At 76.5% G+C, this 20,303-nt stretch carries 17 protein-coding genes and 1 pseudogene; 9 read left to right on the forward strand and 9 right to left on the reverse strand.

Features of this window, described 5'->3' with window-relative positions; genetic code table 11:
- Positions 1-9: 9 nt before the first annotated feature.
- Positions 10-2,772: a hypothetical protein gene (locus GNZ18_RS11935; RefSeq protein ID WP_156216381.1), complete on the reverse strand. Its 2,763-nt coding sequence runs from the start codon at positions 2,770-2,772 to the stop codon at positions 10-12.
- 121 nt (positions 2,773-2,893) lie between these two features.
- Here GNZ18_RS11935 and GNZ18_RS11940 point away from each other — a divergent pair, with 121 nt between their 5' ends.
- Positions 2,894-3,907 (forward strand): EamA family transporter, encoded by a 1,014-nt coding sequence (locus tag GNZ18_RS11940; RefSeq protein ID WP_312874443.1) that lies wholly within the window; start codon positions 2,894-2,896, stop codon positions 3,905-3,907.
- Positions 3,908-3,989: 82 nt separating this feature from the next.
- Here GNZ18_RS11940 and GNZ18_RS11945 read toward each other — a convergent pair whose 3' ends face one another.
- On the reverse strand, positions 3,990-4,760 hold the full coding sequence (locus GNZ18_RS11945; RefSeq protein WP_156216383.1) for an ABC transporter permease: 771 nt from the start codon (positions 4,758-4,760) through the stop codon (positions 3,990-3,992).
- Between the two features lie 31 nt (positions 4,761-4,791).
- A complete protein-coding gene (locus tag GNZ18_RS11950) occupies positions 4,792-5,739 on the reverse strand; it encodes an ATP-binding cassette domain-containing protein (protein WP_214619499.1) in 948 nt (315 codons plus the stop codon).
- Positions 5,740-5,843: 104 nt separating this feature from the next.
- Here GNZ18_RS11950 and GNZ18_RS11955 point away from each other — a divergent pair, with 104 nt between their 5' ends.
- From GNZ18_RS11955 to GNZ18_RS11980, 6 genes and pseudogenes are all read left to right on the forward strand, one after another.
- Positions 5,844-6,626, forward strand: coding sequence for a TetR/AcrR family transcriptional regulator (locus GNZ18_RS11955; protein ID WP_156216385.1), 783 nt, complete (start codon positions 5,844-5,846; stop codon positions 6,624-6,626).
- A gap of 55 nt (positions 6,627-6,681) precedes the next feature.
- Complete coding sequence (locus tag GNZ18_RS11960) at positions 6,682-8,028, forward strand: VWA domain-containing protein (protein WP_156216386.1); 1,347 nt, start codon at positions 6,682-6,684, stop codon at positions 8,026-8,028.
- 90 nt (positions 8,029-8,118) lie between these two features.
- Entirely contained in the window at positions 8,119-9,117 is a 999-nt protein-coding gene (locus tag GNZ18_RS11965; protein WP_156216387.1) for an ARPP-1 family domain-containing protein, read from the forward strand.
- 283 nt (positions 9,118-9,400) lie between these two features.
- The gene (locus GNZ18_RS11970) at positions 9,401-10,621 is read left to right on the forward strand and encodes an AI-2E family transporter (protein WP_246249719.1); all 1,221 of its coding nucleotides are present in this window, start codon (positions 9,401-9,403) and stop codon (positions 10,619-10,621) included.
- Positions 10,622-10,759: 138 nt separating this feature from the next.
- Positions 10,760-12,670 carry a glycoside hydrolase family 3 protein gene (locus GNZ18_RS11975; RefSeq protein WP_156216388.1) on the forward strand — a complete coding sequence of 637 codons (1,911 nt, stop codon included), beginning with the start codon at positions 10,760-10,762 and terminating at the stop codon, positions 12,668-12,670.
- 85 nt (positions 12,671-12,755) lie between these two features.
- Positions 12,756-13,277 (forward strand): annotated as a pseudogene (locus GNZ18_RS11980) (phosphatase PAP2 family protein); the annotation flags it as partial.
- A gap of 73 nt (positions 13,278-13,350) precedes the next feature.
- On the opposite strand, the gene GNZ18_RS11985 reads toward GNZ18_RS11980, so the two are convergent.
- On the reverse strand, positions 13,351-14,106 hold the full coding sequence (locus GNZ18_RS11985) for an alpha/beta fold hydrolase (RefSeq protein ID WP_156216389.1): 756 nt from the start codon (positions 14,104-14,106) through the stop codon (positions 13,351-13,353).
- A gap of 81 nt (positions 14,107-14,187) precedes the next feature.
- Here GNZ18_RS11985 and GNZ18_RS11990 point away from each other — a divergent pair, with 81 nt between their 5' ends.
- The gene (locus GNZ18_RS11990; protein WP_312874444.1) at positions 14,188-15,144 is read left to right on the forward strand and encodes a helix-turn-helix transcriptional regulator; all 957 of its coding nucleotides are present in this window, start codon (positions 14,188-14,190) and stop codon (positions 15,142-15,144) included.
- 37 nt (positions 15,145-15,181) lie between these two features.
- Here the strand turns inward: GNZ18_RS11990 and GNZ18_RS11995 are convergent, their stop codons facing one another.
- From GNZ18_RS11995 to GNZ18_RS12005, 3 genes are all read right to left on the reverse strand, one after another.
- Complete coding sequence (locus GNZ18_RS11995) at positions 15,182-15,742, reverse strand: GNAT family N-acetyltransferase (protein ID WP_312874445.1); 561 nt, start codon at positions 15,740-15,742, stop codon at positions 15,182-15,184.
- Positions 15,743-15,916: 174 nt separating this feature from the next.
- On the reverse strand, positions 15,917-16,576 hold the full coding sequence (locus GNZ18_RS12000) for a DUF3618 domain-containing protein (protein WP_156216390.1): 660 nt from the start codon (positions 16,574-16,576) through the stop codon (positions 15,917-15,919).
- The gene (locus tag GNZ18_RS12005) at positions 16,573-17,046 is read right to left on the reverse strand and encodes a phage holin family protein (RefSeq protein WP_156216391.1); all 474 of its coding nucleotides are present in this window, start codon (positions 17,044-17,046) and stop codon (positions 16,573-16,575) included. The genes GNZ18_RS12000 and GNZ18_RS12005 overlap by 4 nt, the downstream gene beginning before the upstream one ends.
- A gap of 182 nt (positions 17,047-17,228) precedes the next feature.
- Here GNZ18_RS12005 and GNZ18_RS12010 point away from each other — a divergent pair, with 182 nt between their 5' ends.
- Positions 17,229-18,185, forward strand: a complete 957-nt coding sequence (locus GNZ18_RS12010; RefSeq protein WP_156216392.1) for an alpha/beta hydrolase — start codon at positions 17,229-17,231, stop codon at positions 18,183-18,185.
- Between the two features lie 38 nt (positions 18,186-18,223).
- Here GNZ18_RS12010 and GNZ18_RS12015 read toward each other — a convergent pair whose 3' ends face one another.
- The gene (locus tag GNZ18_RS12015; protein ID WP_156216393.1) at positions 18,224-19,348 is read right to left on the reverse strand and encodes an AAA family ATPase; all 1,125 of its coding nucleotides are present in this window, start codon (positions 19,346-19,348) and stop codon (positions 18,224-18,226) included.
- Positions 19,332-20,120, reverse strand: a complete 789-nt coding sequence (locus GNZ18_RS12020; protein ID WP_156216394.1) for an RNA ligase family protein — start codon at positions 20,118-20,120, stop codon at positions 19,332-19,334. Before GNZ18_RS12020 ends, GNZ18_RS12015 begins: the two co-directional genes overlap by 17 nt.
- Between the last annotated feature and the right edge of the window lie 183 nt (positions 20,121-20,303).

The following is a 20,303-nucleotide window of genomic DNA, read 5'->3' on the forward strand; positions in this document are numbered from 1 at the left end:
CGGGTGTCGTCAGCGGCCGGAAAGCTCCGCCGCCAGGCCCTCGAAGTCGGCGGCCGTCAGCGCCAGCGCGCTCCCGATCGCCTGCGTCGCCTCCGCCCGGCCCAGATGCCGCGTCGCCGCCCGGTCCAGGTAGGCCTCGACCAGCCGGGCGCCGGTGAGCCGGCCCCGGCCGCGCAGCGCGCCCACCTCCCGGTTCACCACCACCCACGCGTCCGGGCCGATCCGCAGCGACCGCTCCTCGGCCAGCAGGCCCAGCAGCGCCGCCCGCGCCGCGTCCTGCGCCAGGTCCGGCAGCCGCACCGCCCGCAGGTCGGTGACCAGCTCCGGCGAGACCGCCGACAGCTCACCGACCCGGTCCGGCTCGCACGTCGCCAGCAGCGCCGTGTCGTTCACGCCTTCCAGCCGCGCCCGGTACAGCACCGACGCGTACGCCGACCCCTGCGTCTCGTCCAGGATCAGCCCGTCCAGGCCGTCCAGCAGCAGCACGTGCCCGGCGTGCTCGTCCAGCACCGCCCGCAGGCCGTCGGGGCCGCGCTCGCGCAGATCCTCGGCGTGGACGCCGTGGACCTCGCCGCTGGAGGCCTCCACCTCCGCCAACGCCCGCGCGACCATCCGCGCCAGCCGCCGCTGCCCGCTGGAGGGCGTCCCGATCAGCATCAGCGCCGGCGCCGACGCGCTCGACACCTCCTGCCCGCGCAGCCGCCGCGCCCACTTCCCGCGCCGCCGCACCTCCGTCACCACGCGGCCGATGTCGTCGGCTCCGCACAGGAACCGGATCCCGTACGCCTCGGCGACCTGCGCGCCCTGATCCAGGACGGGCGCGGGCGGCAGCGGCGGGACCGGGCCCGGCACCGGCGCGGGCGGCGGCGGGAGATCGGCGTGCGGGACCGGATCGGGCCCCGCGGGCCCAGCAGCCGCCGCGGGGGACACGGGGGGCACGGGGGACGCGGCGGGGGAGCCGGTGCGGTCCGGCCAGCCCCGGCCCCGGTCGAGCTTGGTCTTGAACGCGTCGGTGTCCAGCTGCGTCGCCTGCTCGGCGGGCCACACCGGCTCGGGCCCCGGCCCGCCCGGCGGGTCGGGCTCGGCGTCCGGCCACACCGGCGCGACCGGCGCCGCCGGACGCGCGGGCTCGGCGCGCTCGTCCACCACGGCGGTCGGCGGCACGGGCACCGGCGGCGGCGCGGACGCCCCCGGCGGCGGAACCGGCGGAACCGGGGAGACCGGCGGGACCGGGGGAGCCGACGGCGGCTCCACCGGCGCGACCGCGGGCGGCGGGCCCGGGGGGCCCTGCTGCGGCTCGGGCACCGGCGCGACCGGCCGGTCGATGGCGCGCTCGGCCGCCATGTGGGCGCGCGCCGCCTTGATGATGTCCCACGCCGACAGCTCGTCGGTGGAGGGCGGGGTGTGCATCGCGGGGGAGGTCAGCTCCGCCGCCACCGCCTGCGGCACCGCGAACCCCGTCGCCGGGGGCGGCACCTGCGCGAGGCGGCACCACGTCAGCCCCAGCGTGTAGGTGGTGGCCAGCAGCGAGGCCAGCGCGTCGGCATCGCCGGTGCGCAGCGCCTCGGGCAGCCGCCCCTCCCGCGGCCACAGCGTCCGCAGCGGGTTCGCCGGGTCGGTCAGGACGGCCTGCAGCGTCCGCGCGCTGTCGGGGTCCAGCCAGCGCTGCAGCACCGCCAGCGCGTTCGGCGCGGCCTGCAGGTCGGCGGCCAGCACCGCGACGCCCGCCCGCCGCACCTCGTCGTGCCCGCGGCCCGGCTGCCCCGGCGCGCCGGCGGCGCGGTGCGGGCCGGTCAGCCCCGCGACGATCTGCTGCAGGTCGTACAGGGCGAGGCGCAGGTACTCCCCGGGCGCGGTGTCGCGGACCATCGGCGTCGCGAACTCGGCGGGGCAGCGGCGCCGCCACTCCTGCACGATCGCCTCCGGCCCGTACCGGACGGTCGCCAGGTCCTGGTTGACCAGCCGCAGCGACGCCGCCGTCACCGCCGCCAGCGCGTCGGCGCCCGGCCGGAACCGCGGGTCGGCCTGCAGCCCCGCCGCGACCTCGTACATCACCCGCGCGATGTGCGCGGCGCCGCCGCCGTCGCCCGCGCCGAGGCGGTGCACGTAGTACCCGGCGAGCGTGCCGAAGTCGGGCGGCATCATCCAGTGCAGCTGCTCCGCCGAGGTCGTCAGGAACGGGATGAACGACTCGATCAGCGGGTGCTCGGTCAGCACCACCGGCGACCCCGCGCACCACAGCAGCGCGCCCCACGCGGCCGCGACGGTGCTGGGGGTGCCCGGCTGGAACATCGGGTCGTGCTGGGCGAACTGCGCGGGGTTCACCGCCAGCGCCGTCGTCAGCGCCTGCGAGATCCGCGCGACCACGGCGGTGTCGGGCACGGGCCCGAGGAACCCCAGCGGCGCGACGCGTCCCGCGGCCAGGTCGGGGCCGGTGGGGAACAGCTGCGGCGGCACCGGCGGCGTGCCCGCGCCGCGCGGCGCGGGCACCGCGACGCGGCGGTCCTCGAACGCGGCGGGGGGCGGGCAGGGATGCCAGGTGCCGTCCAGCCCGCACCGGTACCAGCGCCCCCAGGCGCCGTACAGCCACCACTCCCCGGCGCCCCACAGCATCCGCGCCGCGATCTGCGCGGCGCGGTCCTGCGGCGGCGCGCTCTGCCACCACGGCGAGGCGACCAGTTCCGCCACGTTGCCCTCGACCGCCGCGAACAGGTCCCCGCTCGGCCCGCCTCCGGTTCCGCCGGGTGCCGCCCCGGCCGCCTGCCAGCTCACCCGGCGAATAGTAGTCCTCTCCGGCGGGGGTCCCCGCATTGTCGCGCCCATCGCCCTGTAATGAGTGTTATGGCATGATGCTCATTAGCCTGGCGGTCGGTGATCCATGGAGAGGGAACCGGTGGGAGTGGACGGTGCGGCGCGCGCGCGTGCCTGGGGCGTGGGCCTGGTGGTGTTCTCCTCGGTCTGCTTCGGCGCCTCGGGGTCCTTCGGCAAGGCGCTCATCGAGGCCGGGCTCGCCCCGATGCAGGCGGTGTGGCTGCGCATCGCGGTGGCCGCGCTGGTGCTCGTCCCGATCGTGGTGCTGCTGCGCGGCGCCTCCGCCGCCCGCGGCCTGCGCCCCCACCTCGGCAGACTGGTCGCCTACGGGCTCACCGGCATCGCCGGGTGCCAGGCGTGCTACTTCGTGGCCGCGGCCCGGCTGCCCGTCGGCGTCGCGATCCTGCTGGAGTTCAGCGGCCCCGTCATCGTGCTCGGATGGCTGCGGTTCGTGCGCCGCGCGCCCCTGCACCGCTCCGCCGTCGCGGGCGTCGCCGTCGCCATGGCGGGCCTCGCGCTGGTCGTCCAGGTGTGGGCGGGCCTGGACCTGGACCCGCTCGGCCTGCTCGCCGGGTTCGGCGCCGCCGCCTGCCAGGCCTGCTACTTCCTGTTCATCGACAGCTTCGCCGGCGAGGTCGACCCGCTCGTGGTCACCACGTCCGGGATGGTGATCGCCGCCGCCGCGCTCACCGTGTTCGCCGCGCCCTGGAGCCTGCCCTGGGACCTGCTGGCCACCACCGTGCCCGCCGGCGACCACCACGCCCCCGCCTGGACGCTCCTGGCCGGGCTCGCGCTGATCAGCACCGTCGCGTCCTACCTCGCCGGCGTCGCCGGGCTGCAGCGGCTGTCCCCGCAGGTCGGCGGCGCGATCTGCTACACCGAGGCGGTCGCCGCCGCCCTCATCGCCTGGGCGGTCCTCGGCGAGCGCCTCACCCCCGCCCAGATGGCCGGCGGCGCCGTCGTCCTGGCCGGCGCCTACATCGCCCAGCGCGCCGCCGGGGACCGGCCGCCGCCGCCCCCGCCGGAGACCGGCGGCGCCCGGCCCCGGCGCATCCGGCCGCCGCTGCGCGCCCAGCCCTCCGCGCCACCCGCCTGAACCGGCATCGGACGGGGGCGGACGGGGGCGGACGGGGGCGGACGGGCGTCGGAGGGGCGTCGGAGGGGCGTCGGACGGGGGGTTAGGCGTTCTCGGCGCGGAAGCGGCGCGCGCCCAGCGCCACCGACACCACCAGCAGCACCGCCGCGACCGCGACCCCCTCCGCGACCGCCGGCGCGGCGTAGTCGCCGAGGAACGCCGCGCGCGCCGCGTCCACCACGTACCGGAACGGGGTGCACCGCGACAGCACGTCCAGCCACCCCGGCGCCAGGCTCATCGGCAGCAGGATCCCCGACAGCAGCATCAGCGGCAGCGTCACCGCCGACAGCAGCGGCGCGAACGCGTCCTCGCTGCGCGTGCGCAGCGCCAGCACATACGACAGCGACGCCACGCTCACCGCCAGCGACACCACCAGCGCCAGCCCCACCGCGACGCCGCCCACCGGGGCGCGCAGCCCCAGCGCGAACCCGGCCGCCAGCAGCAGCACCGCCTGCGCGCCCAGCACCGCCGCGTCGCGCAGCACCCGGCCCAGCAGCAGCGCCGTCCGGCTCACCGGCGTCACCCGCAGCCGCTCCACCACCCCCGAGCGCAGGTCGCCGATCAGCCCGAACCCCACGAACCCCGCGCCGAACAGCGCCAGCTGGACCAGCACGCCCGGCACGAACACCTGCCAGGCGTCACCGCCGCCGAACCCCCGCACGCCCACCAGGTCCTTCAGCAGCGGCCCGAACAGCAGCAGGTACAGCAGCGGCTGCACCGCGCCGAACACCACCGCGACCCTGCTGCGCAGCGTCTGCCGCAGGTACCGCACGAACATCAGACGGGTGTCGGACACCGTCCGCGACAACGACATCGGGAACTCCTTCACGTAGGGCGGGAAAGGGTCAGGCGGCGTCGCGCAGCGAGCGGCCGGTGACGGTGAGGAAGACGTCGTCGAGGGTGGGGCGCGACAGGTTCAGCGACACCAGGCCCGCGCCCGCCGCGTCCAGCGCGCGGACCAGGCCCGCCAGCTCACGCTCGCCGTCCCCGACCCTCAGCCGGACGGTCCGCCCCGCCACCGCCGCCTCCCGCACCCCGGCATGGCCCGCCAGCGCCGCCCGCGCGCGGGCGGTGCCCGCCGCGTCCGCCAGCTCCAGCGTCACCACGTCGCCGGCGACGCGGCGTTTGAGGTCGGCGGGCGTCCCCTCGGCGACGATCGCGCCCCGGTCGATGATCAGGAGGCGGTCGCACAGCGCGTCGGCCTCCTCCAGGTAGTGGGTGGTGAGGAACACCGTCGTGCCGTCCTCGGCGCGCATCGCGCGGACGTGGTCCCACAGGTTCCCCCGGCTCTGCGGGTCCAGGCCGCTGGTCGGCTCGTCCAGGAACACCAGCGGCGGACGGTGCAGCAGCCCCAGCGCCAGGTCCAGCCGGCGCCGCTGGCCGCCCGACAGCGACCCCGACGGACGCGACTCCAGACCCGCCAGCTCCAGCCGCCCGCACAGCTCCGCGACCCGCCGGGCCCGGTCGGGCACCCCGTGCAGCCGCGCCTGCAGGTCCAGCTCCTCGCCGACCGGGACCGAGGGGTCGGTGCCGCCGCCCTGCGCCACGTACCCGATGTCGCGGCGCACGCCCGCCGGGTCGGCGCGCAGGTCGTGGCCCGCGACCCGCGCCCGGCCCGCCGTCGGCGCCAGCAGCGTCGTCAGCATCCGCAGCGTGGTGCTCTTCCCGGCGCCGTTGGGGCCGAGGAACCCCACGATCTCGCCCGGCGCGACCGACAGGTCGACACCGCGCACGGCCTCGACCGTGCCGTGCCCGGTGGTGAAGGTGCGGGCCAGCCCGCATGCGTCGATCACGGAGACCTCCGTTGAGGGGACGGGTGAGGAAACGCCGATAGAGTAACCACAAATTTTAAGTAGCTCCAAATTTTAAGTCGCCCCAGGGAGGGTAGGATTCGGGCATGGCAGACGAGCGCGCCCCGGCGCGGTCCGCAGAGGCGGCGGGGCCGGCGGGGGAGAGCGCCGCGCGGCCCGAGGCCGAACTGGGCCTGCGGGAGCGCAAGAAGCGCCAGACCCGGCGCCGCATCTCCGACATCGCCACCGGCCTGTTCCTCACCAGCGGCTTCGACAACGTCACCATCGCCGACGTCGCCCGCGCCGCCGACGTGTCGGTCAACACCGTCTTCAACTACTTCCGCACCAAGGAGGACCTGTTCTTCGACCGGCAGGGCGACCACATCGAGCAGATCGCCCGCGACCTGCGCGACCGCCTCCCCGGCGAGGGCGTCGTCGCGCTGTTCCGCCGCCGCTTCCTCGACGGGCTCGACAGCCGCTCCTACCGCACCGCCTTCCACGAGGGCTCCGACATCTGGACGCGCACCGTCCGCGCCAGCCCCGCCCTCATGGCCCGCCAGCGCGAGATCGTCCAGGAGGCGCAGGACCACGTCGCCGCGCTGCTCGCCGAGGAGACCGGCGCCGACCCCGACGACATCACCCCCGCCACCGCCGCCGCCATGCTCTTCGCCGCGCAGAGCGCCCTCATCGAGCAGATCGCCGCCCGCAAGAGCGCCGGGGAGACCCTGGAGGAGATGCGCGCCGACGTCTACGCCGCCGCCGCCCGCGTCTTCGACCTCCTCGAACACGGCCTCGGCGACTACGCCGCCGCCCCGACCGGGCCGCCGCCGGACGCGCCGCCCGCGCCCGCCGAAGACGGTCTCCGCCCGGGGCCCGCCGCCGGAAAATGAGTGTCGAGGCACTCCCGGGGATTCCTAGACTCCATGATTGCGGAGGCCAACAATCATGGACACCCCCACGCTCCTCGACCACCTGCGGACCCACGACACCGCCCTCACCCTGCCCCGGGGCGGCACCCTGCGCTGGGACGACGCGGACCTGCACCGCGCCGCCCACCGCCGCGACCCCGAGGGCTACGCGCTGCTCGCCCTGGCACCCGGCGTCCTGCCCTGGCAGCGCGCCCGCGTCCTGCTGCGGATCCTGGAGGCCACCCAGGCCGGCCTCGACGAACCCGCCCGCGCCGTCCTGGCCCGCCTCGCCCGCGTCCTGACCCTGGGCCTGCCGCCCGGCCACGTCATCACCGTCCTGCTCGCCCTGCGGCGGCTGCGCGCCAACCACAAGCACACCACCCGCACCGCGCTCCGGTTCGTCCTGGAGCATCCCGGCGCCGACGCCCTCATCGCCGCCCGCCGCCCCGCGCTGCTCGACTGCTTCGAACACGCCCTCGGCACCGCCACCGCCCGCGGCTGCGCCCGCCGCATCGCCGACGGCGACACCACCTCCGACTACCTGCGCCGCCGCCTCCTGCGCTTCCTCACCACCCCCCGCACCGCGCCCGCCCGCGTCCGCGCCCTCTACGCCACCGCCCCCACCCCGGACGGCACGGCCGACGACCCCGCCGGGCCCGCCCTCACCGAACCCGCCCTCACCCTGGACGCCCCGCGCACCCGACCCGCCACCGCCACCGCCACTGACCGCGGCGACATCGCCGCCACCCTCGTCCACCTGTACCGGGGCGGCCCCGCCGCCGCCCTCTACGAGGCCCTCGGCCGCCACCTCGACGAGGCCGCAGCCGCCTTCCCCCGCTTCCCCGGCACCATCGCGCTCGTCCTGGACGCCTCGGCGTCCATGCGCGGCCACGGCGCCCGCGAATGGGCGCTGATGTCCCAGGCCGCCGCGCTGCGCATGGTCCTGTCGGAGGTGTGCGACCGGCTGGAGGTCGTCGAGACCGGCGGCGACGAACGCGCCCCCCGCGGCGCCACCGACCTCGCCACCGGCGTCCTGGACGCCCTCGGCGCCGACCCCGACCTCGTGGCCGTCGTCTCCGACGGCCACGAGAACCTCTTCCCCGGCGACCTCGCCCGCGTCATCGCCACCCTCCCCGCCGCCGGCGTCACCACCCCCGTCGTGTTCTGCCACGCCGCCTTCACCGCCGACGACCCCACCCCGCCGCCCCCCGCCCCCTCCCTGCCCCGGCGCGCGTTCTGGCACCAGGACGACTTCGCCGACCTGCTGTCCTGGATGCTCGGGCACTGCGCCGCGGGCGCGCCCTGGCTCCGCGCCTTCCTGCACACCCGCCTGGACGACCTCGACCGCCGCGCCGACGCCCTCACCCCCGGCCTCGCCGCCTGACCGACCGCCTGGCCGCCTGGCCGCCTGACCACCCGCCCGACCGCCCGTCGCCTGCCCGCCGCCCGACCCGCCGCGTGAAAGGGGCCCGCCGTGACCGACCTGACGGCGCTCGACACCCTGGTCCCCGGCCCGCTCAGCCTCGCCGGGCACCGCCTCGGCACCCCGCAGCAGGCCGGCGCGCTCACCATGGTCCCCATCTCCGGGCCCGCCCACCCCGGCTTCACGCCGCCCCACGCCCTGAGACCCTCCCGCGCCACCGGCCGCGGACAGGTCGAACTCACCAACCCCGACGCGGGCGGCGTCGCGATCGTCCCGCTGCACATCGGCCACCTCCACGACCGCGCCCCGACCCGCGCCCTCTGCCGCTCGGCGCTCATCCCGCCCGGGCGGACCCTCCGCTTCGAGGACGCCTGCTGCGTCCAGGAGGGCCGGAGCGGCCACCCCACCGGCGGCGACCCCCGGTTCCTCGTCCTGCCCGGCGAACTGCGCGCCCGCGCCCTCGCCCTGCGCGGCGTCACCGACCACGGCAAACTCTCCGACGCCATCGCCGACCTCAACGCCCGCCACGGCCTGGCCCGGCACGGGCACCTCGACCGGCTCCTCGCCCGCCACCGGCCCGCCCTCACCCGGTTCCAGAACCGCCTGGAACCCCAGCCCGGCCAGGTCGGCGCCCTGTTCCTGATCGCCGGACGCCTCGCCGGCGTCGAGATCACCCCCGACCCCGCCTACTTCGCGCAGATGTGGACCGCGCTGGCCTGCCACGCCTACGGCGTCGCCGCCCACCGCGCCGAACCCGCCCCGCCCGCCCGCGCCGAGCCCTACCACGCCGCGAACCTCGCCGAACTGCGCGGCGCCCTGGACCACGACCGCTCCGCCCGCCTCGCCCACCTCACCGAACAGATCACCGCCCAGCTCACCGGCCCCGCCACCGGACCCGTCCGCCTCCGCGAAGAGGACCGGCACCAGACCCTGCGGCTGTCCACCCTCATCGCCCCCCACCTCGCCGGGCAGATCGTCACCGACGGCGACCGCGCCATCTACGCCTCGCTGTTCGCCCACCGATTCCCGCCGGACCCCGCGATCCCGTAAAGGGCTTGCCCCGCGAGCGCGCGGCCACTTCAATCGGACACGCGGGAACTGTGCCGGGCCCTCAGGCGACGAACCTGACCCCGGGCCCCGGAGCCGCCGCCGCGACGACGGCCCCGGGCCCGACGGCGCGCCGGCCACCCGTCCCGCCCCCGCCACCCGACCGCCACCCGTCCGCCGCCGGGCCGCCGGCGCCCCCGAACCGGGCTGAAGACTCGGCAAAGGTTGGCCCCCCGCCCGGGGCGTACCCGCGGGCCGGCCGGTACGCCGCCGCTACCGTGCGGGCATGCCGCACACCCCCGGCGACAAGCCCGGCGGCGGGCCCACGGGCACCGCCGGCGCCCCGCCCGACCCACCTGCCCCACCCGGCCCCGCCGGCCCCGCCGGACCGCCCGACCCGCGGCACATGCCGCCCTGGCTGCCCCGCGCGTTCCTGCTCGCCGGCGCCACCGTGCTGCTGTTCGTCGTCGGCGTGTGGCTCGCCCAGCGGCTCCGCGAACTCCTCCTGCTGCTGCTCACCTCCCTGTTCCTGGCGTTCGCGATCGAACCCGCCGTCAACTGGCTCGCCGCCCGCGGCTGGCGGCGCGGCCTGGCCACCGGCCTGATGTTCCTGGTCATCGCCCTGCTCACCGCCGTGTTCCTCGGCGGCATCGGCTCCCTGCTGGCCACCCAGACCACCCACCTCATCGACGGGTTCCCCGGCGACGTCCGCGCCACCATCGACTGGGTCAACTCCACCTTCGGCACCCACCTGTCCCGCGACACCGTCTTCCAGCGCCTGCCCACCGTCACCGACCAGATCTCCCGCCACCTGTCCGACCTCGCCGGGAACGTCTGGGGGATCGGCGCCACCGCCCTCGGCGTCGTGTTCAAACTCCTCGGCGTGCTGCTGTTCACCTTCTACCTGTCCGCCCAGGGCCCCCAGTTCCGCCGCACGGTCTGCTCCGTCCTCCCACCCCACCGCCAGCGCCAGGTCCTGTCCGCCTGGGAGATCGCCGTGCAGAAGACCGGCGGCTACATCTACTCCCGCGCGCTCCTCGCGCTGATCTCCGGCGCCGCGCACTACGCCGCCATGGCCGGGCTCGGCGTCCCCTACGCGCTGACGCTGGCGCTGTGGGTCGGCGTGGTGTCCCAGTTCATCCCCGCCGTCGGCACCTACCTCGCCGGCGCCGTCCCCGTCCTCATCGCGCTCACCCGGGGGCCCTCCACCGCGCTGTGGATGCTGCTGTTCATCACCGCCTACCAGCAACTGGAGAACTACCTCCTGCAGCCCCGCATCACCGCCCGCACCCTCGACATGCACCCCGCCGTCGCGTTCGGGCTCGTCCTGGCCGGCGCCGCCGTCGTCGGACCCCTCGGCGCGCTGCTGGCCCTGCCGTTCGGCGCCAGCGTCCAGGCGTTCGCCGGCGCCTACGTCCGCCGCTACGAGATCGAGGAGCACCCCCTCACCGCGGCCCCGCCGCCCCGCCCCCGCCTGATGCCCCGGCTGCGGCGGCGGCGCCGCTGACCCCCCCTTTACCGCCCCCATGCCGGACGCTGGACGCCTCGTCGACCATTGCCATGGACGCGCCCGCCCCACCGGGTTACCGTTCCAACAACCTTGATCATCTACTCTGCGGGCCGCTCGGGGGCGGAGGGAGCCGTCATGCGCCACACGCTCGACCCCACACACCGCACCACCCGGAGACTCACCGCCGCGCTCGCCGCGGCGCTCACCGCCGCACTCACCACGGGGGCCCTCGCGAGCGCCGCGCCCGCTCCCGCCTCCGCGAGCCCCGCGCCCGCGCCCGTCCCCGGACTCCTCCCGGCGACCGGACGCCACCAGGACCCCCACCTGCTGCGCCTCCTGCGCTCGATGCCCCTGCGGGACAAGGCCGCGCAACTGTTCGTCCTGCAGGTCCACGGCACCAGCGCCGACACCACCGCCCCCGCCGATGTCGCCGCCAACCGCCGCCTCTACGGCGCCGACAACGCCGCCCAGGTCATCGCCCGCTACCACCCCGGCGGGTTCATCTACTACTCCGCCGGCCCCGCCAACGTCCAGAACCCCCGCCAGCTCGCCGCCTTCTCCAACGGCATCCAGCGCGCCGCGACCGCCCAGCCCCTCCCGATCCCCGCCACCATCGCCACCGACCAGGAGGGCGGCATCGTCGCCCGCGTCCAACCGCCCGCCACCCAGTCGCCCGGCGCGATGGCCCTGGCCGCCGGGCGCCGCACCGCCGACGCCCGCGCCCTCGCCGCCATCACCGGCCGGGAACTGCGCGCCGTCGGCGTCAACCAGGACTACGCGCCCGACGCCGACGTCAACGTCGACCCCGCCAACCCCGTCATCGGCGTCCGCTCCTTCGGCTCCGACCCCGCCCTGGTCTCCCGGATGGTCACCGCGCAGATCGACGGCTACCGCGCCGGCGGCGTCACCCCCACCGTCAAGCACTTCCCCGGCCACGGCGACACCACCACCGACAGCCACACCGGCGTCCCCCGCATCGGCCACACCCGCGCCGAATGGGAGCGCCTCGACCTGCCGCCCTTCCGCGCCGCCGTCGCGCGCGGCGCCGACGCCATCATGACCGCCCACATCATCGTGCCCGCCCTCGACCCCTCCGAGGACCCCGCCACCCTCTCCCGGCCCATCCTCACCGGCATCCTGCGCGACCGCCTCCACTACCGCGGCGTCATCGTCACCGACGCCCTCGACATGCAGGGCGTCCGCGACAAGTACGGCGACGAGCGCGTCCCCGTCCTCGCCCTCAAGGCCGGCGCCGACGTGCTCCTCAAACCCCCCGCCGACGCCTCCGGCACCGGCGTGTTCCCCCGCCAACTCGACGCCGTCGTCACCGCCGTCCGCACCGGCGAACTCACCGAGCAGCGCCTCGACGCGTCGGTCTACCGGGTCCTGGAGCTGAAGAAGCGGCGCGGCCTGTTCCGCGACCCCTACGCCGACGAGTCCCGCATCGGCGACGTCGTCGGCGCCCCCGCGCACCTGGCCGCCGCGCAGCGCGCCACCGACCGCACCACCACCCTGGTCAAGGACGACGCCCGGCTGCTGCCGCTGCGCCCCGGGCCCCGCCGCGTCCTGGTCACCGGCTGGGGCGCCGCGACCACCACCGGCCTCGCCGCCGAGATGACCGCGCGCGGCGCCACCGCCACCGTCCGCGAGACCGGCCTCAGCCCCACCCCCGCCCGCATCGCCCAGGCCGTCGCCGCCGCCCGCGACCAGGACCTCCTCGTCGCCGTCACCAACCGCGCCTGGGACGTCAAGGACGAGAGCCCCCACAACGGCCCCGGCCAGCGCGACCTCGTCAAGGCGCTCGCGGCCACCGGGAAGCCCGTCATCGTCGTCGCCGCCCGCGACCCCTACGACATCGCCTGGTTCCCCGAGACCCCCACCTACCTCGCCACCTACTCCGCCACCGCCGAGGCGGTCCGCTCCACCGCCAAGGTCCTCTACGGCGAGACCCGCCCGCGGGGCCGCCTGCCCGTCACCATCACCGCCGCCGACGACCCCGCCGCCGTCCTGTACCGGTTCGGGCACGGCCTGCGCTACCGCCGCTGACCCGCCGCTGACCCGCCGGTGAGCCGCCGCCAGCTGTGAGCGGCGTCTCGGACAGGGCCGGCGCCCCGTCGGGCAGGATCGGAGGATGCGGGTACCCCGCCCGGCCCCCGCCGGCGCGCTTGCGGCGGCCGCCGCCCTCCTCACGGCGGCGGCCACCCTCGACGTGCTCGCCGGCGGCCCGCTCCGCGCCCTGGACCACCGCGTCTTCGCCGGCGGGCTGCCGCCCCGCACCGGCGCCTGGTACTGGACGTGGCGGACGATCGTCAACGCCGGCCAGTACTGGCTCGCCGGCTCCCTCGTCGCCGCCACCGCCGCCGCGGTCGCCTGGCGCCGCCGCCGGATCCGGCCGCTGCTGACCGCCGCGCTCTGGCTCATCGCGACCGAGGCGACCGTGCGCGGCGCGCAGCTCGCGTTCGCCCGGACCCCGCCGCGCACCGGGCACGACGCCCTCGCCGCCGACGGCTCCCTGTCCTACCCGTCCGGGCACGCCGCCAACGCCGCCGCCTGCCTGCTGTTCGCCGCCGCCCTCGCCCGCGCGCCCCGCCGCGCGACGATCGCCGCGCACGCCCTGGCCGCCGCCGTCGCGGCCGGCGTCGTCGCGCTCGGCTACCACTGGCCCACCGACGCCGCCGCCGGCTGGGGCGCCGGCGTCCTGCTGGCCTGCGCCGGGCGGGCCCTGCTCACCGGAGCGGAGCGCCCGGCCCGGCGACCTCGGCCAGCAGCGCCGCCAGCTCCGCCGGACGGGAGAACATCGGCCAGTGCCCCGTCGGCAGCTCCCGATAGCTCCAGCCCGGGCCCTCCATCATCGCGAACGCCGGATTGCCCGAGGCCGCCATCCGCCGCACGTCCTCCACCGTGAACGTGCAGGCCACCAGCGTGCGCGGGACGTCGGGCAGCGGCCCCTCCAGCGGCTGCGTCACCGTCGCGAACGGCTGCGGCGTGCCGCGCCGCCGCATCTCCTCCAACCGCGCCGCGTCCAGGCCCGCCAGGATGTGCGGCTCGGCGGACGGGTCGAACGGCGGCACCGGCAGCCGCCACCCCCCACCCTCCTCGGCGACCTGCCGCCGCAGCTCCGCCCGCGCGTCCGGGGCGTGGAAGTCCAGGCCCGCCAGCCCCGGCGGCATCGGACCGGAGTCGACGTAGACGATCCGCGCGACCCGCCCCGGGACCCGGCCGGCCGCGCCCGCCGCGGCCATGTTCGCGCCGCTGTGCGCGACCAGCACGACCTCCTCCAGACCCCCGTCCTCGATGACCTGGACGATGTCGGCGGCGTGGGTGTCCACATCCACCTCGGGCGTCGCCTCCGCCGCCCGCTCGGCGATCCCCGTCAACGTCACCGCGCGCACCTGGTGGCCGCCCGCGCGCAGCGCCGCCGCCACCTCCTCCCACGCCCACCCGCCGAGCCAGTACCCCGGGACCAGAACGAACGTCGCCATGTCGGATTCCTTCCGTCGAAGCCGTGACCTCACGCTATGCTCCATACCGGACAGAAACCGCCCGGATAAGGTGCGTGGCCCGTGTCACATCCGACGACCCGGATCCTGGCCATGCTCGAACTCCTCCAGGCCCACCACCGCATGAGCGGCCCCGAACTCGCCCGGCGCCTGGAGGTCGACGAGCGGACCGTCCGCCGCTACGCCGCCCGCCTCGACGACCTCGGCGTCCCCGTCCTCGCCGAACGCGGCCGCCACGGCGGCTACCGGCTCATGCCCGGCTACAAACTGCCGCCGCTCATGCTCACCGACGAGGAGGCCACCGCCGTCGTGCTCGGCCTGCTCGCCGGACGCCGCGTCGGCCTGCCCGGCCAGGCCACCGAGAGCGCCCTCGCCAAGGTCCAGCGCGTGCTGCCCGCCGCGCTGCGCGACCGCGTCCAGGCCCTCCAGGACACCCTCGGGTTCACCCTCGCCGCCCGCGACGCCACCGCCCCCGCCACCGAGGCCCTGCTCACCCTCGCCGCCGCGACCCGCGAGCGCCGCCGCGTCCGGCTCCGCTACCGCTCCTGGCGCGGCGACACCAGCGAACGCGACCTCGACCCCTACGGGCTGGTGTTCCACTCCGGACGCTGGTACGTCACCGGCCACGACCACCGCAGCGGCGAGACCCGCACCTTCCGCGTCGACCGCGTCGACTCCGCCGAACCGCGCCCCGCCACCTTCGACACCCCCGCCGACCTCGACCCCGTCCAGCACGTCACCCGGTCACTGGCCCGCGTCCCCTACGCGCACGAGGTCGAGGTGCTGCTGGAGACCACCCTCACCGACGCGCGCCGCCGCGTCCCCGCCTCCGTCGCCACCCTCACCGAGACCGGCGGGGGAGTGCTCCTGAGCACCCGCGCCGAACACCTGGACGGCATGGCGCGCATGCTCGCCGGGCTCGGCTGGCCCTTCACCGTCCGCCGCCCCGACGCGCTCCGCGACCACGTCCGCGACCTCGCCCGCACCCTGCACGAGCAGGCCGACCGCCGCGACCGCTGAACACCCCCGCCGAAAGGGCGTCAGGCGCGGGCCCGGGTCAGTTGCGGGCCTTCCACTCGTCCTCAAGCATCGCGTAGACGACCTCGTCGGTCCACTCGCCCTTGACCATCTCGTTCTGCAGCAGATGCGCCTCACGCCGCATCCCCAGCCGCTTCAGCACCCGCGCGGACGCCGCGTTGCGCCCGTCCAGCCGCCCCACGACCCGGTGCAGCCCGAGCCCCTCGAACCCCAGCCGCAGCACCGCCTCGGCGGCCTCGGTCGCGAACCCCTTGCGGTGGTACTGCGGATTGAGGATGTAGCCGATCTCGCCCTGCCGGTGCTCCCGGCTGCGCCACTGGAGGTTGACCTCGCCGATCAGCGCGCCGGTCTCCCGCCACACCACCGCCAGCACCAGCCAGTCGCCCTCCCGCTCAACGGTGGACGCGCCCATCTTCTGCTGGAGGAACGACCTGGACTCCTCCAGGTTCCGTGGCTCCCAATACAGGAAACGCGCCACCTCGGGCAGGGACTGGTAGGCGTAGAGGCCGTCCAGGTCGCCCTCACGGAACGGCCGCAGAGCCAGCCGCTCGGTCTCGATCGGATAAGTGGGACGCAGCACAGGGGTGATCCTATTCACGAGGTTCCCTGTTGGGCGACCCGTGATTTCCCGGAAAGCGGCCGGACGCCGGAAATTCCTCCGCCCGCCGCCCCGAACCACCGCCGTCCGTCCCGCGCGCGCCGCGCTCCCGGCTTACTTGCCGTGTGCTCCCCGCGTGCTCCCGGCGCGTCCGCGTTAGCGGCGCCACCAGGCGGACCGGCCCCCGCCCCGCGACCCCGCCAGCCGCGCCCAGCCGCTCCGCCGCGACCGTCCCGACCTGCCCGTACGCGGCAGACCGCGCGCCAAACGACGCGGCAGACCACGCGGAACGCCCGGCAGGCTCGACGGGCCCGGTGCCCGCGCCGCCAGCCGCGTCCCCGACGTGCGGGCCGCGCCGGCCAGCCCCGCCGAACGGGCCGCCACCCGGCGCGCCCGCCCCCACCAGCCGTGACGGCGCGCCGCGGCCGCCCGGCGGCGGCGCACCAGCACCGCCGCGGCCACCGCCGCACCGGCCGTCCCCGCGACCGCGCCGCCCACGCCCGCGCCCTTGCGGGCCTTGGGCGAGCCCGCGGCCGCCTTCGCCGACGCCGCCCGGGACGCCGCCGCGCCCCGCGCCGACGCCACCGCCGACCGCGCCCGCGCCTTGGCCTCGGCCACCTTCTCCCGTGCCATCGCCTTCACATCCGCCCGCGCGGCCAGCGCCTCCACCGTCTCACCGAGGTCATGGCGCGCCCGGTCGACCTCGTGGCGCAGCTCCTCGGTCTCGGACCCGGCGCCGTCCCGCCCGTGCGGCTCATGCGGCGCGTCGCGCGCGTCGCCGCGCGGCCCGCTGTGGGATTTGTCCTGCATGGTCATCGGTGCGTTCTCTCCTTGATGTCGCTGACGGTCCGGCGCGCCTCGTCCATCGCCATCTCCGGCTTGGGCGGCGTCGCCCGCGCCGTCTCCCGCCGCCCCAGCATCGCCAGGACCCCCGCCACCGCCAGCAGCACCGCGCCGATGATCAGCGCGGACGCCCACATCGGCAGGACCAGGGCCAGCGCCGCCACCGCCGCCGCCAGCAGCACGCCCACCCCGTACAGGGCGACCAGGCCCGCGCCGCCGTACATCCCGGCGCCCTTCCCGGCGTGCTTGCCCTTGTCCTTCAGCTCGGCGGCGGCCAGCCGCAGCTCGGCGCGCATCAGCTCCGACACCTGCTGCGCCGCCTGCCGCACCAGCTCACCGGTGCCCGGCTCCTCGCGCTGGTCCGGGACGGCGAAGTCGTGCCGGGACGCGCCCGGGCTCGGCGCGGCCGCTTCGCCGTCGTGTGTCGCCCGCACGGTGCTCATGACCTCAGGCCCCTTCCGCGTGCTCTCGTCCGGACGCCCCGAACGTTCCGGCGCCCGCGAGAAAGCCGTTCCCCCTGCCCGGCGCCTAAACGTGGCCGCCCCGCCACACCCCGGCACCGCCGGCGGCGCGGCGCGCCGCGTCCGGCCTGGATCACGGCGGGGCCCGGTGCGACACTCCCGGCATGGCGAACGAGGGTCACATCACGACCGGCCAGGACGTCGCGGAGGCGACCCGGGCCGAGAACGCCGCCTTGAAGGCGTCGCTGGCGGGCAGACCGAGACCGCACGAGATCGGGGACCCGGTCGCGGTCCGCGCGGCGGGCGCCGCCGGCAAGGGCGCCTTCCCCGCGCCCGTCCTGCTGCCGCAGGGCACGAACCAGGCCGTCCCCGGGCGCGGCGGCGACGTCCCCGTCCGCACGTTCGAGACCGAGGACGCGCGCGGCGTCCTGATGTTCCTGCACGGCGGCGGCTGGACGCTCGGCACCGCCGAAGGGCAGGACATCTACCTGTGGGACCTCGCCCAGGCGGCGCACGTCTGCGTCGTCAGCGTCGGGTACCGGCTCGCGCCCGAGCACCCCCACCCCGCCGCCGCCGAGGACTGCGAGGACGTCGCGCGCTGGCTCCTCGACCACGCCGCCGACCGGTTCGGCGCCGACCGGCTCCTCATCGCCGGCGAGTCCGCCGGCGCCCACCTGGCGGTCCTCACCCTCCTGCGCCTGGGCGCCGACGCCGCCGCCTTCCGCGCCGCGCAGCTGTCCTACGGTGTCTTCGACCTGTCGATGACGCCCAGCCAGCGCGACGGCGCCGGCAAGCTGTTCACCTCGACGCCGGCGATGCGCTGGTTCTACGACCAGTACCTGCCCGGCCTGAGCCCCGAGGAGCGCCGCGACCCCGCCATCTCGCCCCTGTACGCCGACGTGCGCGGCATGCCGCCCGCCCGGTTCACGGTCGGGACCGAGGACCCGCTGCTGGACGACTCGCTGTTCATGGCCGCGCGCTGGCGGGCCGCCGGCAACGACACCGAACTGGAGGTCGTCGCCGAGGGCATCCACGGGTTCGCCTCCTTCCCCCTGACGATCGCGCGCCGCGAGATCGACCGCCAGTCCGGCTACCTCGCGCGCGCCGTCGCCGACCGCTGAGCACACGCGGCTTCAGTCAACGGGCCCGGTCATCGGGTTCAGGCGGTGGCGACCCACGCGACGCGGTGCCCCTCGGTCGGGTCGGGCGTCTCCCACCGCCGGACGAGCCGGTCCACCACCGCGTCCGGCACGGGCGCCGCCCGGGCGCGGTTGCGGCCGCGCAGCACCCCGGGCGGCGCCTCCAGCGCCACCACCTCCACCCGCCCCCGGTAGCCGGCGGCCAGGCCCGTGCACTGCTCGCGGAGCTGCCGCGACACGTTCGTGGCGTTCCACACGAACGAGCGGCCCGCCCGCAGGTGCCCGCGCGCCAGCTCGTGCGCCGCGGCGGCCACCGCGCGCTGGTCGCCCGAGGGCGCCACGCCCATCTCCGCGCGCAGCCGGTCCAGGCTGACCACCGGCACGTCCGGCCGGTGCGCCGCGATCCAGTGGTCCTTGCCCGCCCCCGGCAGCCCCGACAGCACCGTCACCGTCAGCCGCGTGTCGTCGAAGGCGTCATAGTCCGGGTCGCGTCCCGGCTTGCGGAAGTACCAGAACCGGGCGTGGTCGGAGGGGAACACGCGCGGCGCGTCCAGGCACCCCTGCTCGGCGCAGTACTCCCGGTACAGCGCGATGTTCTCCAGCACCTCCGCCAGGTCGCCGCAGACCCGGCCGCGGATGTCGGCCTCCGCCAGCAGCGCCAGGTCGTCGTTGCGGGCCAGCAGGCTCACCCGGAACGCGATCGGCTGCAGGTCGGGCCGCTCCAGCGCCCAGAACGGCACCTGGTGGTGGCGGACCAGCGCGGCGACGTGCTCGCGCCAGGCGACCGGCGCGCCCAGCTCCCACAGGATCCGCCGCACCATCAGGTCCCCGCGCCGCGAATGCCCGTGCGCGGTGATCCGGCCGTCCCCGTCGGTGCGGGTGCAGTACGGCTTCGCGACGTCGTGCATCAGCGCCGCCGCGAACAACCGGACACGCTCCGCCGCCGGCCGCGCCCGCCACCGCGGCGACGCCGCCAGCGCCTCGCACGCCATCCGGGTGTGGACCTCCACGTCCCCCTCGGCGTGGTGCACCGCGTCCTGCGGGACGCCCCCGAGCGCCCGCACCCACGCGAACGCCTCACAGATCTCCGGCCACGGCACGGCCCAGCCCGGCGGCGCCGGGCACAGGTCAGCGAACACCCGCATACAGCACCTCCGGATCGGCCAGGCCGTTGGCGATGATCGGACGGCCCTGCCAGTGCGTCCCCGCGTCCAGGATCGCCGTCAGGAAACTCGGCCGCACCCACTTGAGGCGGCCGACGGTCCGCCCGCCCTCCTCCACCTTGACGTAGAGGCCCTCCATCTCCTCGGACGGATCGGACTCCGCCACCGCCCGGTCCGCGTCGGCGCCGCCCGCCTTCGCCGCCGCCCGCAGCGCGTCCCGCCACCCGGCCGTCCGGCACGTGGAGGGCCCCACCAGCGCGGTCAGCGCCGCCACGTCCCGCAGCCTCCCCTCGTGCAGGACGGGCACCGGCACCACCGGCGTCCCCGCCAGCAGCTCGCGGCGCCGCGCGGTCGACAGGAACGTCCCGTCCCGCAGGTCCAGGACGTCGAACTCACAGAAATAGTGGGGGAGCGCGTCGTAGAAGACGGTGTGCTTGGCATACAGCCACTCCCCGTACATCACATACCGGTCGCCCAGCCGCTCCCACAGCACGTGCCGCACCGACGCCGCCCACGCCTTCAGCGGCGCGAACTGGCGCTCGCGCGGCCCGCCCGCCAGGTAGTGGCCCCGGCTCTGCAACCGCAGCTCGCCCTCGGAGGAGAAGCTGACGCCGCAGTTGGCGCCGTCCAGCTTCTCCTCGACCACCAGGTACCGCCCGGCGACCTCCCCGAACGGCACGGCGGCCAGGTCGTGGTCGCCCGGCTGCAACCGGGATCCCGCGATGTGCCGGGTGCGCGGATATTTGCGGAGCATGCCGCCTGTTCTAGTGAACCGCGCCGGTCACGCCAACCGGTTTTCCCGCGCGTCCCCCGGGCGAGGACCACTGCGACCAGCGCCCGCGCCGCCGCCCACAGCCCGAACGTCACCCACCCCAACGCGTGCAGCCGCGCCGTGAACCGCGCCGGACCCGCGACCGCCCCGTACACCGCGACTCCC

The organism is Actinomadura litoris (assembly GCF_009733595.1).
Lineage (GTDB): Bacteria > Actinomycetota > Actinomycetes > Streptosporangiales > Streptosporangiaceae > Spirillospora > Spirillospora litoris.

Coding starts and splice junctions, on each gene's coding strand:
- GNZ18_RS11945 (WP_156216383.1), bottom strand. CDS start 4,760: ATGTCGTTGTCGCGGACGGTGTCCGACACCCGTCTGATGTTCGTGCGG.
- GNZ18_RS11955 (WP_156216385.1), top strand. CDS start 5,844: ATGGCAGACGAGCGCGCCCCGGCGCGGTCCGCAGAGGCGGCGGGGCCG.
- GNZ18_RS11960 (WP_156216386.1), top strand. CDS start 6,682: ATGGACACCCCCACGCTCCTCGACCACCTGCGGACCCACGACACCGCC.
- GNZ18_RS11970 (WP_246249719.1), top strand. CDS start 9,401: ATGCCGCACACCCCCGGCGACAAGCCCGGCGGCGGGCCCACGGGCACC.
- GNZ18_RS11975 (WP_156216388.1), top strand. CDS start 10,760: ATGCGCCACACGCTCGACCCCACACACCGCACCACCCGGAGACTCACC.
- GNZ18_RS11985 (WP_156216389.1), bottom strand. CDS start 14,106: ATGGCGACGTTCGTTCTGGTCCCGGGGTACTGGCTCGGCGGGTGGGCG.
- GNZ18_RS12000 (WP_156216390.1), bottom strand. CDS start 16,576: ATGACCATGCAGGACAAATCCCACAGCGGGCCGCGCGGCGACGCGCGC.
- GNZ18_RS12005 (WP_156216391.1), bottom strand. CDS start 17,046: ATGAGCACCGTGCGGGCGACACACGACGGCGAAGCGGCCGCGCCGAGC.
- GNZ18_RS12010 (WP_156216392.1), top strand. CDS start 17,229: ATGGCGAACGAGGGTCACATCACGACCGGCCAGGACGTCGCGGAGGCG.
- GNZ18_RS12015 (WP_156216393.1), bottom strand. CDS start 19,348: ATGCGGGTGTTCGCTGACCTGTGCCCGGCGCCGCCGGGCTGGGCCGTG.
- GNZ18_RS12020 (WP_156216394.1), bottom strand. CDS start 20,120: ATGCTCCGCAAATATCCGCGCACCCGGCACATCGCGGGATCCCGGTTG.